At 38.8% G+C, this 14,979-nt stretch carries 12 protein-coding genes and 1 pseudogene; 10 read left to right on the forward strand and 3 right to left on the reverse strand.

The annotated features are described in order from the left end of the window. Positions 1 to 8: 8 nt before the first annotated feature. A complete protein-coding gene (locus KZC02_RS29465; RefSeq protein WP_221391937.1) occupies positions 9 to 1,052 on the reverse strand; it encodes an NAD(P)-dependent alcohol dehydrogenase in 1,044 nt (347 codons plus the stop codon). A 216-nt stretch (positions 1,053 to 1,268) separates the two neighbouring features. Next, positions 1,269 to 2,012: a glucose 1-dehydrogenase gene (locus tag KZC02_RS29470; RefSeq protein WP_221391938.1), complete on the reverse strand. Its 744-nt coding sequence runs from the start codon at positions 2,010 to 2,012 to the stop codon at positions 1,269 to 1,271. A gap of 285 nt (positions 2,013 to 2,297) precedes the next feature. On the opposite strand from KZC02_RS29470, the gene KZC02_RS29475 reads away from it, so the two are divergent. The 3 genes and pseudogenes from KZC02_RS29475 to KZC02_RS29485 all read left to right on the forward strand — a co-directional run. After that, positions 2,298 to 3,386 (forward strand): AraC family transcriptional regulator, encoded by a 1,089-nt coding sequence (locus KZC02_RS29475; RefSeq protein WP_221391939.1) that lies wholly within the window; start codon positions 2,298 to 2,300, stop codon positions 3,384 to 3,386. Positions 3,387 to 3,474: 88 nt separating this feature from the next. Then, on the forward strand, positions 3,475 to 4,587 hold the full coding sequence (locus tag KZC02_RS29480) for a hypothetical protein (RefSeq protein WP_221391940.1): 1,113 nt from the start codon (positions 3,475 to 3,477) through the stop codon (positions 4,585 to 4,587). A 15-nt stretch (positions 4,588 to 4,602) separates the two neighbouring features. Beyond that, a pseudogene (locus KZC02_RS29485) lies at positions 4,603 to 5,862 on the forward strand (outer membrane beta-barrel family protein); the annotation flags it as partial. A 295-nt stretch (positions 5,863 to 6,157) separates the two neighbouring features. On the opposite strand, the gene KZC02_RS29490 reads toward KZC02_RS29485, so the two are convergent. Then, entirely contained in the window at positions 6,158 to 6,694 is a 537-nt protein-coding gene (locus KZC02_RS29490; RefSeq protein WP_221391941.1) for a hypothetical protein, read from the reverse strand. A 274-nt stretch (positions 6,695 to 6,968) separates the two neighbouring features. On the opposite strand from KZC02_RS29490, the gene KZC02_RS29495 reads away from it, so the two are divergent. The 7 genes from KZC02_RS29495 (at position 6,969) to KZC02_RS29525 (ending at position 14,931) form a co-directional block, all read left to right on the forward strand. Next, complete coding sequence (locus KZC02_RS29495) at positions 6,969 to 7,439, forward strand: hypothetical protein (protein ID WP_221391942.1); 471 nt, start codon at positions 6,969 to 6,971, stop codon at positions 7,437 to 7,439. Between the two features lie 79 nt (positions 7,440 to 7,518). Further along, positions 7,519 to 7,881, forward strand: coding sequence for a nuclear transport factor 2 family protein (locus tag KZC02_RS29500; RefSeq protein WP_221391943.1), 363 nt, complete (start codon positions 7,519 to 7,521; stop codon positions 7,879 to 7,881). 51 nt (positions 7,882 to 7,932) lie between these two features. After that, positions 7,933 to 8,289, forward strand: a complete 357-nt coding sequence (locus tag KZC02_RS29505; RefSeq protein ID WP_221391944.1) for a TfoX/Sxy family protein — start codon at positions 7,933 to 7,935, stop codon at positions 8,287 to 8,289. 175 nt (positions 8,290 to 8,464) lie between these two features. Then, on the forward strand, positions 8,465 to 8,890 hold the full coding sequence (locus tag KZC02_RS29510; RefSeq protein ID WP_229253887.1) for a Crp/Fnr family transcriptional regulator: 426 nt from the start codon (positions 8,465 to 8,467) through the stop codon (positions 8,888 to 8,890). Positions 8,891 to 9,035: 145 nt separating this feature from the next. Further along, positions 9,036 to 9,719 (forward strand): type 1 glutamine amidotransferase domain-containing protein, encoded by a 684-nt coding sequence (locus tag KZC02_RS29515; protein WP_221391945.1) that lies wholly within the window; start codon positions 9,036 to 9,038, stop codon positions 9,717 to 9,719. A gap of 102 nt (positions 9,720 to 9,821) precedes the next feature. Then, the gene (locus KZC02_RS29520; RefSeq protein WP_221391946.1) at positions 9,822 to 10,127 is read left to right on the forward strand and encodes a putative quinol monooxygenase; all 306 of its coding nucleotides are present in this window, start codon (positions 9,822 to 9,824) and stop codon (positions 10,125 to 10,127) included. Positions 10,128 to 10,644: 517 nt separating this feature from the next. Beyond that, on the forward strand, positions 10,645 to 14,931 hold the full coding sequence (locus KZC02_RS29525; protein WP_221391947.1) for a hybrid sensor histidine kinase/response regulator: 4,287 nt from the start codon (positions 10,645 to 10,647) through the stop codon (positions 14,929 to 14,931). The last annotated feature ends 48 nt before the right edge of the window (positions 14,932 to 14,979 follow it).

Below are 14,979 nucleotides of genomic sequence, written 5' to 3' on the forward strand. Positions count from 1 at the left end.
TAACAATGTTACAGCGTTGCCATGTCAATGACAAACCTGTAACGAACATCGCCTTTAACCATACGCTCGTAGGCAGTTTGGATGTCTTTTATATCAATCATCTCTATCTCAGAAACGATATCGTGCTCAGCACAAAAATCAAGCATTTCCTGAGTTTCGGCAATACCGCCAATACCGGAACCTCCTATACTTTTCCGGCCTCCCAATAAACTGAACGCTGAAATTTCTGCCGGTTTAGGCGGAACACCAACGCAGATCAGCGTACCATCTGTCCTTAACAATGATAAGTACATGTTAAAGTCGTGCTCAGCAGAAACTGTATCCAGTATAAAATCAAATGTGCCAATGGCAGCCTTTACCTGGGCTTCGTCGGTGGTTACAACAAAATGGTGGGCGCCAAGTTTCCTTGCATCTTCTTCTTTTTTAGCCGATGTGCTCAATACAGTTACTTCTGCGCCGAAAGCTACTCCGAACTTAACGCCCATATGGCCTAAGCCGCCAAGACCCAAAACCGCCAGTTTATGCCCTTTTCCTACTTTCCAATGTCTTAGAGGAGAATAAGTAGTGATGCCCGCACATAATAAAGGCGCAACAGCAGCCAGGTTTAATTTTTCAGACACATGTAATACAAACTCTTCTCTTACAACAATAGTATTTGAGTAACCTCCATAGGTAGGTGTTTTACCATCACGTTCATAACTGTTGTAAGTCTGTGTATTACCTTCCAAACAATACTGTTCAAGATCTTTCCTGCAATTTTCGCACTCCTGGCAAGAGTCGACCATACAACCTGTTCCGGCCAGATCTCCCACTTTAAATTTCTTTACATGGTCTCCGACTTTAATAACCCGGCCTACAATTTCGTGGCCCGGTACCATCGGAAATATACCCGGAAACCATTCATCTTTGATCTGATGCAAATCCGAGTGACAAACACCGCAAAATAAAATATCAAACTGTACATCATGAGGACCAACTTCCCGGCGCTCAAAAGTCCAGGGAGCTAAATCAGTGGTTGGTGTTTGCGCAGCATATGCCTTTGTTTCTATCATTTTCTTGGTTCGTTAATTTAAAATAAAGGTAGGAACTTAAACAAATAACGGATTGCAAAAATCAAACAATTGATTAGAATAATCAAACATTATGATCTCGGATGCTTTTTATAAATAAACCCAAACCAAATCCCTCCTCAAATGATGTATTCGCTGATATTTGTAATTGAAACCATTTCTGGACTAAGCCCGAAATAATTTTTACGGCGAAACAAATTATAACGTCATTCCTCCATCGACAACTATCTCAGCACCTGTAATAAACGACGCGGCATCATTGCATAAGTAGGCAACAAGTTTTGCAACGTCTTCCGGATTGCCCATTTCTTTTAAAGGGATCGCATTGATCAGCCTTTCTGTAATGCCATTCAATTCAGATTCGTTCAAACCCGCTTTTTTCATAACGTCAGTTTTGTGAGGACCCGGGCTTACGAGATTTACCCTTATTTTCCGGTGAGCCAGTTCTGCGGCGGCAGTTTTTGTAATGGAGTTTAGAGCGGCCTTACTCGCCTGATAAATTGATGTGTCAGGCTTGTAAGTAGAGGCCACAATGGATGACAGCACAACCACAGATGCACCGTTGTTCAGTAATGGAATAAATTTGCTCAATGTAAAATACGCACCCCGAAAATTGATGTTCATGACATTATCAAAATTTTCGACACTTGCTTTTTCTATCGGGCCGAGCGAGCCTGTGATCCCGGCATTAATAAATAGTATGTCCAGTTTTCCGAATCGTTTTTCTATTTCCCGGCTTAACAATTCCGTGTCATCCAGATTTGCCTGATCTGCAACAAAAGCAATTGCCCCGATTTTCTGTGCTGCTTTTTCAATGGCATCTTTGCGCCTGCCAGTGATGATGACTTTGGCACCTTGTGCAATGAATTCTTTGGCTGTGGCGTACCCAAAGCCACTGTTTCCTCCTGTGATCAAAGCCAGTTTGTTTTCTAATTTTTTCATATCTGAATTTTTTTCACAAAGCTAGGTTTGATTGATATACCTATGTAATCAGTATAACAGAGTATACCAGTATAGATGAGTATATCAGCTATTCGGATTTATAATAAAACAAAATCAGGCAAAAATTTTGCAGGGGAATTCAGGAACCGTTAAATGATTTTTTAACCAAAAATCCCGAAAAGGGTTTATTACTGAAGAAGATGTTTGAGTTTCAATTTAACAATCAGATATTGCAATACATTTTGAGGGATTGAATTATATACCTAAAATAATCATGGCATACCTATGAATATCAGCAAAGAACTTTTATTCTTTTTCAGTATTTTAGGCGCTTTTAACGGGCTCTTACTCAGCCTGTATTTTTTCTTTTTTACCCGAAAAAAATACCTAGTTAATTATTTTCTGGGTGCTTTGCTTTTTGCATTAAGCATACGTACCGGCAAATCTGTTTTTCTCTATTTTGACGGTAAACTACCTAAAATTTATTTGCAGATCGGACTCTCTGCCTGCTTTTTTATTGGGCCTTTTTTGTATGCATTTGTTTCTTCTGCAGTAAAATCGATTGAGAAACTTCCCCGAAGCTGGTTTTCTGGTTTCATTGCTTTACTTTCAGTAACACTTGCGGTTGGTATAGCTTTCCCTTATTCAGAATTTCCGCTGCTCTGGAATGACTATATCGCCGGGGTTATTTATTTTCAGTGGTTTATCTTTATTCTTGTCTCAGGTTTTGTGGTGAGAGATTTGATCGGCAAACTATTTGTCCGTGCTTATAAAATGAAGGCTTCTGAGCTGTGGGTTTTCGTTATTTTCCTTGCCAATGTCTTTATTTTCCTCCTTTATTTCTCAGCATTGATCCGGGCACCGTTTGCCCCTTACATCAGCGGTGCCATTGCATTTTCGCTAATGCTTTATCTGATTGGTTCCATACTTTTTTACCGCAACAAAACTGATGAGCTTTTCTTAATGAATGCTGTCAGGTCAAATGTTAAAAAACTAAACGAGTCCGATACGCAGCTATGGCTCGAAAAGCTGAACAGAATAATGCATGAGAAAACAGTTTTTACAAATCCTGATTTGAAACTGAGCGACCTGTCAAAAGAAATACAGATATCCACGCATCAGATGTCACAACTTTTGAACGAGGAGCTAGGTAAAAACTTTGCAACCTATGTAAACGAGTTTCGGGTTGAAGAAGCTTGCCGGATTCTTTCAACTGATTATAGGTTTACGCTGGAAACTATTGGTTATGAGGTTGGATTTAACTCTAAATCAACATTTTTCACAGCTTTCAAGAAATTTAAGGGAGTAACACCAGCCGCTTACCAGCAAAGCCAAATACAGCCAACGGCATCAAAAAAAGGTTTGAATTTATAAATTCGTACTACGGAATCACTTTATCTGAACCTGGAAGCCAGATTTACAATGAATTTTTGTGCAGGCAAAATCCACTGTAAATCACTTTATGAAATTTTTAAAACTTCTGTTATCAATAAAGCTCTTGTCTTTATCGTTTTTCACCAATGCTCAGCAAAACTATTCGGTTACTGCCAAAGTTACCGACATTTCACATCAGCCATTGCCCGTAACAGTCCGGGTATTATCCGTCACTGATTCCAGCCTGATCACAGGATCCGTCTATGACGACGGGAATATTTACATATCCGAAATCCGGGAGAGGAAGGTGCTGTTAAAACTCTCTGTATTATCTTTCTCCGACACAATTTTTGTAGTTGAAAATAAAGGAGAATTGAAAATCGATCTTGGAACTATCGTGATGAAAGAGCAAAGCCAGGTATTAAACGAGGTTCAGGTCAAGGCCAGTGCGCCTTTGGTAAGTCACGGTAAAAATGGAAGTATTGAAATTCAGGTACCCGGAACTGTCCTGGCTGGAAGCAATTCGGTTATTGAATTGCTTGAAAGGTCTCCTGGCCTTTCAGTTATTGACGGCAGAATAACTTTCATTGGAAAAGGTGATGTAATTTTATTTCTTAACGGCAGACCTGTAACGGCCGGGCAGCTTTCCACTATTGCAGTAAGCCAGATTTTGAAAGTAGAAATAATAGCGAATCCTTCTTCAAAGTATGATGCAGAAGGTAAGGCAGTAATTAATATCATCACCAAAGCCCGCAACGAAGCGGGTGTGTCTGGTTCATTTACACAGCAATATTCTTATACCGGTTTTGCAGGCGGTGAAAGCAATACACTTGCTGATGTGAACTATATGAAAAAGAAGATCTCACTGGCTGGCAATCTGGGGTTATTGTCAGGCAACAGCCGGGAGATTTTATATACGACCAGAACAAGGCCGTCGGTTGCAGATTACCTGAGATCTGAATTAACAACGGATTGGAAACGAAAATTTAACAATGCAAACTTGGGGCTTGGTATACAATATGATTTGAATCAGCGATCCAACTTTTCACTTATTTACCGTGGGAACGCCGAAAATCTGGGTGGAAGCCAGGAAAGCAAAAACCTGATGATGACACTTTCAAATAATAGTTTGTATAACAGTTATATCCATAAAAATGAAGATAGAAATAATCATTCATTTACACTTAATTACAATAATTAACCGGACAGTGCCGGCTCTTCAATTTTTGTTGGAAGCCAGTATACGCGTTACCGGACAGGGACGGATGATCTGATCAATGAAGATAACCTCGTTGAGGACAGTAATGTTATCAAGCTAATTAAAAATGAAGTGGCACAGGATATTGCCATTTCAAGTACCCAGGCTGACTTTACGCGTGTTTTCAAAGGAGACAAAAAATTGGAAGCAGGATTAAAATTCAGCTACGCCGGCAATTCATCAGGAATGGATTTCCTGGTAGCTGGCCCGGAAAATCAATTTCAGCGGGACGATGATCTGTCCAGCAAATTTCGATATACTGAATTGCTGCCTGCTGCTTATCTGAACTATAATACTACGGCTAGTAAAAATGTCAGTTTGACATTTGGGGTACGGGGAGAATGGACACAATACAGGTTAAATACTTCTGCCGGAAAAGGTCAGTTGATTAATTCGTCATATCTGAATATTTTCCCCAATCTTCTTGTGAGCAAAATAATTTCCGACCAGTTTAAAATCCGCGCTTCTTACGTTTCCAAGATCAGCCGGCCTAGATACCAGGCGCTCAACCCTTTTGTAATATACCAGGATCCATTCACAACCATTGAAGGAAATCCAAATCTTAAACCGGAAAAGATTCATGCTTTTGAGCTTGGTGCAAATTTCCGCCAATTTGATTTCCGGACAGGTTTTAATTTCACCCTGGATCCATTAAGTGCCGCGGCATTGAGGGGTGTCAAACCAAACAGTTACGTTTTGAAAGGAATAAATCTTGAAAAGGACTATACCTGGCTTGTATCAGTTTCACATGCATTTAATGTCAGCTGGTGGAATACTACAAATACCGCAACGATTACCTACAGTAAATCAATCGATCATCAGTACGATTTTGTATTTGTAAACCCTAGGCCGCAGGTCTATGTATATACCAGTAATACTTTTAATGTACATAACTTGTTTAAGATACAGGTGCTTGCATGGTATTTGGGAGACAGGTATTATGGACTTTACCACAATGAGAGCCGTGCAATGGTAACCCTTGGTGTGGAAAAAGTATTTCTGAAAAATACACTTACCGTAAGATTTACCGCAAATGATATTTTTCATCAGACCAATTCATCCGGGACTTACAATGTAGGGCAAACCAATATCTATTTTGACAGGACATATTCAACCAATTCTTTCCGGCTGGCAGCGACTCTTCGTTGGGGCCGGTCAACCAAAGCCAGGTTCAGTAATGTATCCACCAGCGAGAGCGAAAACAGCCGGGCGAGGTAGCTTTTGCACGTTGTTTGAATTGACGGTCTAATCAAATTCCTCCTGCTTTCACAATCAGTAGTTTCAGAAATTATCAGCATTTCCCAAGATTTTAGTGAAAAGGATGCACAACCGTAATATTGTTAACGGCCGATGGGTTGAAAAGGCCAGGCTAAATAAAATGCTTTCCGATTTTGCAAAACGGAATACTGCTTTATAATGGCAATACGACTGGGAGAAAATTATGGGGAATTGAAAGTATATGTATTATGATTATTTTTCGGTTAACTGGATTTTACAGAGATGACAGCCCTAATTATTTTTTGAGTGGTATGGAAAGGCCAGAACCGGAAAGTAACAAATTAATTCTGAGCCTATTGTATTGCTGCAACAGAATTGGACATACATTGTAAACTAGATTTGAAAGCAAAATGAGCAGTGCCAGTGTTATTTTTCCAATTAAAAAGGCACTTCCAGTACTTAAAAGGAAGAACACAAAACAGCAATAATGATATCTTTCCTGCATGGCAATGGTTGTCAAATAGGTGCTGGCACTTTTTCGATTGCTGATTAATGCTTCGGTGCGATTTCGTCGAACGCGTGCAACAAAAGTACCATTTTGTACAAACCAGAGGATAAATCTTACACCTAACCTTTCATATGTCCTTCGCTTGTTGCTAAGCGTAAACGCTGAAAACCACCTTCCGGGAAACAAGTAAACCAGTACACTCAATGAAATTATAACATAGAGTGGCCAATGAATTCCTTTTTCGGATATATATCGTTCCCAATAATATATAACAACTGCAAAAGAGGTGGCAGTCCAGAATACATTGATCAGTTGGTTGAGCATACGGACGGGAAGTATTATTGTAAGGTGCTTTGGAGCCGGCTCGGCAATTCTGTTATGCTTTTGGCGTATAAGTTCGTTAAATTTACCATTATTAAAGCGCGTTATAATTTCATAAAGGCAAAGTAAAACTGCTTATTTTAAATAGTATATAACTGGCAGATACAAAAAACCGCAAGGTATAGGATTCGAGGAACTTTCGTATATTTTGGAGTAAGTGGTCATTGCCAGCCGATCCAGGAGTATTTAAAATGGTGAACCTTAAAATCAAAGCAAAATGGAAGCAAATTCAATTGACAGAAAGACCTTTCAACTTAATGAAAACGGTCAGCAGTTGGGTGAACTGGTTTATGAGAATATGTTTTTTCTTAAAGCAGAAATTAAACTGGCAAATTCAGAGCTTTATGAAATTGAGCCTGTTGGAATTTTCGCAACAAGAATTAATGTGACCAAAAACGGAATTGAAATAGCTAACTTAAAAATGAACTGGCGTGGAGAAATTGCTTTTACTTTTCAGAACGGACAAGCATTTGTTTTAAAAGCAAAAGGTACATTTTCTGATAAATTCATAATTGAAAATAAAGAGGAAGAAAAGCTAATTCAATTTGATCCTAAATTTAACAGGAGGAAGTTTCATTATAATTACGACATCACAACCGAGAAAAAGCCGGAGGATATTTTATTGATTTTACTTGGTGTTTATGCTTCAAATTATTTTATAGATTCTATTTCAGGTGCAATTGCTTGAATGAACTAAAATAACAAAACCGTTGGTCTGAATAATCATTTAAAAAGAATTTAAAACGATATTTAAACAAAAAATATTTATGCCCGCTCAATTTACAGATCTAATTAAAAAAGCATATTCCGCTTTCAATGAAAGAGATATTGACAAAGCATTATCAACTATGCAACCAAATGTGCAGTGGTCGAAGGCGTGGGAAGGCGGTTATATAAGCGGACACGATGAAATAAAACAATATTGGACCAGACAATGGACTGAGATAAATCCAACTGTTGAACCAACCGGTTTTAATGAAAGACAGAATGGAAGTTTAGAGGTGAACGTTCATCAGAAAGTAAGGGATTTACAGGGTAATTCAATATTTGATGGGCTTGTAAAGCATATTTACACCTTCGGGGATGGTTTAATAAAAACGATGGATATTGAATTGGCAGATAATATTTAAATACTTCTTACTCAGAATAATGACAAAAAACCTTATCACATTAACCTTAATATGCCATACGACATCAATCTTGCGGACAAAGTAAGAGCATACCTTGCTGAAATTCCTGAAATAGAAATCAATGAAAAGGAAATGTTCAGTGTTTTAAATTTTATGGTTAATGAAAAAACCTGCGTTTGTGTAAGCGGTGAAAAATTAATGTTACGTTTTGATCCCGGATTACAGGAAGACCTGGCTGAAATAAACGGTTATGAAACCATGTTAATGAAAGGTAAAATTTTTAGGGGTTATTGTTACATAAATCCGGAGGGGTTTAAAACAATAAAAGAATTTAAATATTTGATTGATTTATGCCTTGCTTATAATAAAGTGGCCAAATCGTCAAATAAATCAAAAGCGAAGAAATAAACATGGGTACCCTCTGATTTTACACCTGCATAATGGAGAAATTGAGAAAACATATTGAAGCAATTACACAGATTACTGATGAAGAATTTGAGTATATCAAGACATTTTTCACAATAAAAAAGTAAGAAAGCATCAATACCTGATAGAGGAAGGTGATCATGCAAAATTTGAGTTTGTGATCCTGAGGGGTATTTTCAGGGTTTTCTATCTGGATGAGGAGGGAAAAGATCATATCGTGCAGTTTGCAACCGAAAATTGGTGGATGTCGGATTATATTGCTTATTTCAATGAAAAGCCGGCAACAACAAATGTTATATGCATGGAGGAAGGCGAAGTTTTGTGCCTGACACTTTTCGGTAGGGAAAAGTTGTCGGCCGACCTGCATAAGCTGGAGCATTTTTTCAGGGTTAAACTCACAAACGGCTATGTGGCACAGCAACGGCGGATCATGACATTACTATCAGGTACGCCACAACAGCGATACGAAGAATTTGCTAATCTGTATCCTAATCTGCTGCAACGGATACCTAAAAAATACATCGCTGAATATCTCGGAGTCAGTCGCGAAACGTTAAGCAGGTTATACTCCGGCAGCAAATAATCAAAGTCTTGAGAATTATGAAGTGTGATTTCAGTCACACTTTTTTTGTGATTTGCCTCCTTCCTCGCCGAGGCAGCGTGTCCTAATTTTGTATTAGAAATTAAAACACGGTAATCATTTCTTAAAACTCTAAACTTTACAAATCATGAAAAGGAAAATTTTGATCATTGTCTCAAACGCCAACGTAATTGGCCCAAACAACAGAAGAACAGGTACTTTTTTACCGGAAGTAGCACATCCTTATGCTGAATTCGACAGAGCAAATTATGAAGTAGATTTTGCAAGTTTAACTGGCGATACGCCTTATCTGGATGCGCTGAATCTGGCCGGTGATCCTGATAATCTGGCATTTTTAACTGGCAGGGGATGGGCGGCGATGCAAAAAGCGGTTAAACTTTCGGAAGTTGATGTGAGCAGTTATGATGCAGTTTTTGTACCAGGAGGGCTGGCTCCTATGGTTGATATGCCGGATAATCCATTAATAAAAAAAGTTATAAAAGAAACAAATGAACGTAACGCAGTTGTTGGAGCGGTGTGTCACGGCCCTGTATCTTTATTGAATGTAAAACTGAGCGATGGGACTTACCTCGTCAATGGCAGGAGTATTGCTTCTTTTACGGATGAAGAGGAGGAAAATTATGCCAAAACCGACGTGCCTTTCTTCCTGCAGACTGCTCTTACAAAACAAGGTGCAATTTTTCACGCCGCAGCTCCATGGACTGCTAACAGCATTGCGGACGGAAAAATCGTAACTGGCCAAAACCCGGCATCAGCCAAGGGAGTTGCTGAAAAAATGATTGTGATTTTAGAATCACCGGAATCTTTATAGCCTATGAATATTGACCTCTTTCCAGAACCGGTAAGGAGGTCAATAAAAACTTTAAATATTGTGTCTTGCCAGGATAAATAAAAACTAACCAAAAAAACAAAAATGGAAAATTTAAAACCTATTCATGTATTTGCCACATGGCAAGTGAAAGAAGGCCAAATGGAAAGTATTTTAAATATACTTCAAACTGTCCGTGCAGAAAGTATCAGGGAAAAAGGAAACCTGTTTTATAAAATTCATCGCAGTAATGCAGATGAAAATACCATTGTATTGTTTGAAGGATATGCTGATGAAGCTGCTATTGCCGAACACCGTAACACAGCGCATTATCAGGATCTGGTTATTGGAAAAATTATACCGTTACTGGAAAACCGAGAAGTTATTCTTGCCACGCCTGTCCCGGAATAATACTTTTTAGGGTAAATTCCTGATCAGGTAACTTTTGAATCCCATTTTCACCTTTTGTTACTCAATCCTGACTTTTTTCGTCGGTCAGCAAAACTTTTCCTTGCATACCTGACTTGTATCATCCGGTACAAAGGTATGCCGGGATATTCATTCCGGAAGTTAACAATTGGTAAGAAAATCAGTTTTTGAACTAAATATATGGGTTTTTTCAAAACGACAGATTGATTTTTAAACCCCGGATCGGTTTGCGTAATTAATTTTGAATCCTCTGTAATAATGAGAAACCTGTCTGGCTAAAGATTAGTTAAACGCGATTAAATTTTATCACTTTGATATAGTTATTTAATGATTTTGCTTAAAAGTTATAGTCAAAATATCTTTTCAGGTATTAGAATAAATATAAATAATACTATGTTTGAAATAGAATTAATTTGTGTTGTATCTTTATCTTGTTGTGAATAAGTTACACTTGATATCATCCCGTTTACCGCCATTATTAGCCTGTAAGGAAAAATCCATGCTCCGAAGAATAAATAAAAAAGGTACATTTTATTTTGTATTATTTATTGTATTGCTGCAAACCATTCCATTAACCGGACTTCCACAAAGCAGGCCCATTCATTTTAAGCAGATTTCTTCTGAGGACGGAATTTCAAGCAATAACGTCAAATGCGTGTTTCAGGACGCAAAAGGTTTTATCTGGATCGGGACCATGGGCGGGTTAAACAGATATGACGGGCATGAGTACCAGACTTACCGAAACGATGAAAAGGATAAAAGCAGCATTAGCAACAATCATATTAACAGCCTCGCGCAGGATAAAAACGGAAATCTATGGGTCGCAACCGGCGGTGGCGGGCTTAACATGTTTGACCGGGACAAAAACCGATTTTACACCTACACGCATAATGAAAAAGATAAAGCAAGTGTTACAGATAACTACATCAATAGTGTAACCTTTGATAAAGAAGGAAAACTCTGGCTTGCAACTCCGGTCGGCCTGGATCTTTTTGATCCCCTAACCCGTAAAGTGCTCGTTCATTATAAACATGATGAGACCATTAGAAACAGCCTTGGTGATAACAATGTCAATGCCGTCTATTGTGACAAACAAAATAACATTTGGGCAGCAACCGTATCCGGCCTGAATTTACTGGATAGAAAAACCGGTTCATTTAAAAAATTTGTACATGATAAAACTAAAACCTCCATATCCGCAAATAATATTAGATGTTTGTTTCAGGACACCGAAAATAAGCTTTGGATAGGAACATTTGGAGGCGGCTTAAATCTTTATCAGCCTGCTGATGGAACCTTTAAACGTTTCAGGCATGATCCGGCAATTCCCGGTTCAATTTCTCATGACAATATCATGAGCATTAATGAAGCGGGTGGAAACCTGTTTGTGGGAACGGAGAATGGGGGGCTTAATATTCTGGACCGGCAACGGGAAACTTTTACTTCTTATGTTCATGATGATGTAGACCACAGCAGCCTTGCCGGTAATTCAGTCGACTGTATTTTTAAGGATCGGCAAAACAATTTGTGGTTAGGTATCTATAGTGCAGGAATCAGCATGTACAACAGCAGCAATAATTTTGAGCATTTTCAACATAATACTTCTGTTAACAGCCTTTCCAATAATCAGGTACTTTGCTTTTATGAAGATAAACAAAAAAATATCTGGGTAGGAACGGATGGAGGCGGATTGAATATGTTTGACCCCAAAACAGGTAGTTTTAAAACGTACACATATAACAAAAATGCCGGAAGCATTTCTGGAAATTATATACTGGCCCTTACCAGTGATAGTAAACAAAGGTTATGGATTGGCACATGGGATGACGGAGTAAGCATTTTTGATCCTGAAACCCGAAAATTTACATCTTTGAGGCATAACTCTGCTGACACAAACAGTTTATACAGTAACAATATTTATGCAATTGCCCGGACGCCTGATGACAGAATATGGCTAAGTACCTATGGGGAGGGGCTGGATGCCTACGATCCTGCAACAGGCTTGTTTAAACATTACAAAAATATACCCGGCGTATCAGGCAGCCTTTGTAATAATGTGGTGAATTGTTTAATTACTGACCGGAAAGGCAGATTATGGATCGGTACAGAGGATGGCAAACTGTCGCTTTATGATCAGGCAACTGATTCTTTCAGTTCAAAGCAAATTTCCGGAAGCCGGGATCGGTTCACCGATAATTCGATAATCGGCATGACTGAGGATCACAATGGGATTATATGGCTGTGTACTTTAAAAGGCCTGGTTAGTTTTGATCCGGTGACATCGGCCTATAAAAAGTATACGACCTCGCAAGGCCTGGTTAATAATGTAACCCAGGGTGTTGCCGAAGACAACATGGGAATGCTTTGGATCAGTACCAGCAGCGGCCTTTCCAGGTTCAATCCGAAGTCTGGGATATTTCAGAATTATTCAGCTGACTTCGGCCTGCAAGCCAATGAATTCAAACAAAAGTCAGCTTTTAAAGACGGGGAAGGTAATTTGTATTTTGGTGGAATAAATGGTTTTAACAAATTTAACCCGGCACATTTAGTTTCTGCTCAGGAAGAATATCCTATCGTATTAACGAATTTTAAGATCTTCAATAAAATTGTGAAACCATCGGTAAATGCAGATGAAGGATCACCCCTGACAAAAGATATTTCTGAAACTGAACTCATCAGGCTTTCCTACGATCAATCGTTTATTTCGTTCGAATATGCAGCCCTGGATTTTAAAACGTCCAAAAAAAACTATGCGTATATGCTTGATGGGTTTGATAAAGAATGGAATTATGTGGGCGATATAAATAATGCTGTTTATACCAACCTGCCACCCGGCAGCTATTTATTTAAAGTTAAAGTCCAGAATATTTCTGGAAAGTGGACTACCGCAGGTACCGATTTAACAATTATAATTTCACCTCCTTTCTGGTCAACCTGGTGGTTCAGATTAGCGGTTATCCTTATTTCCTCCGCCCTGATTTACAGATTTTATAAATACCGGATTCAGGCAATAATCAGGCAGAAAGTGATATTGGAAACCCTGGTTGAACAGCGGACGGCACTGGTACAGAAACAGTCGGAAGAATTACATACGCAGTCGGAATATCTGCAGTTCATGAACGAAGAATTACAGGCTCAGTCGGAGGAACTGAAATCCCAGTCGGACGAATTGCTTATCCAGAATGAACTGGAACAATCTGCGAGGGAAGAAGCCGAACGAGCAAACCAGGCGAAAAGCGTTTTTCTTGCCACGATGAGCCATGAGATAAGAACCCCAATGAACGGTGTAATAGGCATGACTGCATTGTTATCCGAAACCGAACTGACTGAAGAACAAAGGGATTTTACGAAGACCATTGCGAGCTGCGGGGAAACTCTTGTAAATGTAATTAATGACATCCTGGATTTCTCAAAGATTGAATCAGGTAAAATTGAACTCGAAGACCAGGAGTTTGAACTGCGGCTCACGGTTGAAGAAATCATGGATTTGTTTGCGCTTCAGGCATCTAAAAAACATATTGACCTGGTTTATGAGGTAGCGGCAGATTTACCTGTTTATCTTATTGGCGATAATTTAAGATTGAAACAAATATTAACAAACCTGGTCAATAATGCTATCAAATTCACTGAGAAGGGGGAAGTATTCGTGCAGGTTTTTAAATTAAATGAGCCTGATCCTGATGAAATCGGGGTTGGTTTTATTGTAAAAGATACCGGAATTGGAATTCCTGAGGATAAGCTTTCAAATTTGTTTAAATCATTCTCCCAGGTTGATTCTTCTATAAACCGCAGGTATGGGGGAACGGGATTGGGTTTGGTAATCAGTGAGCGCTTGATAAAGTTAATGAACGGAGATATCCGGGTCGAAAGCATATTCGGAAAGGGAACTGAATTTCATTTTAATATCAAATCCAAACTAAGTGACAGAAAGCCGGAGACTGCATCCCAGGCCTTTGAACAGATGGATATTGAGGGAAAAATGATACTGGTTGTTGATGATAACCAAACGAACCTGACCATATTAAAAGGTTACCTTGAGCAATGGAAACTGATACCAATCCTTGCCTCGTCCGCTAAGCAGGCATTAGAGATTTTAAAAACCGAAACACGGATTGAGCTGGTAATCACGGACATGGAAATGCCGGAAACAAACGGTGCGGTCTTAGCTGAGACAATTAAAGCGGGAAACAATCCCCTGCCTGTTTTTTTATTAAGTTCTGCAGGTGATGATGTAAAAATGAAATTCCCCGGATTGTTTGCGGGCGTTTTAGCCAAACCGGTAAAAAAAGGACATTTATTAAAAGGCATTTCACTTATTCTGACGAGTCAGAAAACGCTTTTACCAGAACCTGCGCCAGAGGCAAAAATATTAAATACAAATTTTTCCGCTGAACATCCCCTTAAAATACTGGTTGCAGAAGATAATCCAATGAACCAAAAGCTCATCAGTCATATTCTTGTGAAAATGGGTTATGATATCATCGTTGCAGATAATGGCATTGCTGTACTGGATAAACTTTCAGAAAGTTCTTTTGACGTTATTTTAATGGATATTCAGATGCCGGAAATGGACGGTTTGGAAGCTACCAGAATAATTAGGGAAAAATATGGATATCTGCCTTATATCGTAGCACTTACAGCAAATGCAATGCAGGAGGACAGAAATAACTGTTTGAGTATTGGTATGGATGATTACATTGCAAAACCATTAAGACTGGATGTAATAAAAAGAGTTTTAAAGGAAGCGCATCAGCAGATCGGAGCTGCACCATCCCGCCTTGTTTAATTTTTTTGTATAATGGTGTGAGATAGTCACAGTTCGATTGATGATTCT

The organism is Dyadobacter sp. NIV53 (genome assembly GCF_019711195.1).
In the GTDB taxonomy this organism is placed as follows: domain Bacteria; phylum Bacteroidota; class Bacteroidia; order Cytophagales; family Spirosomataceae; genus Dyadobacter.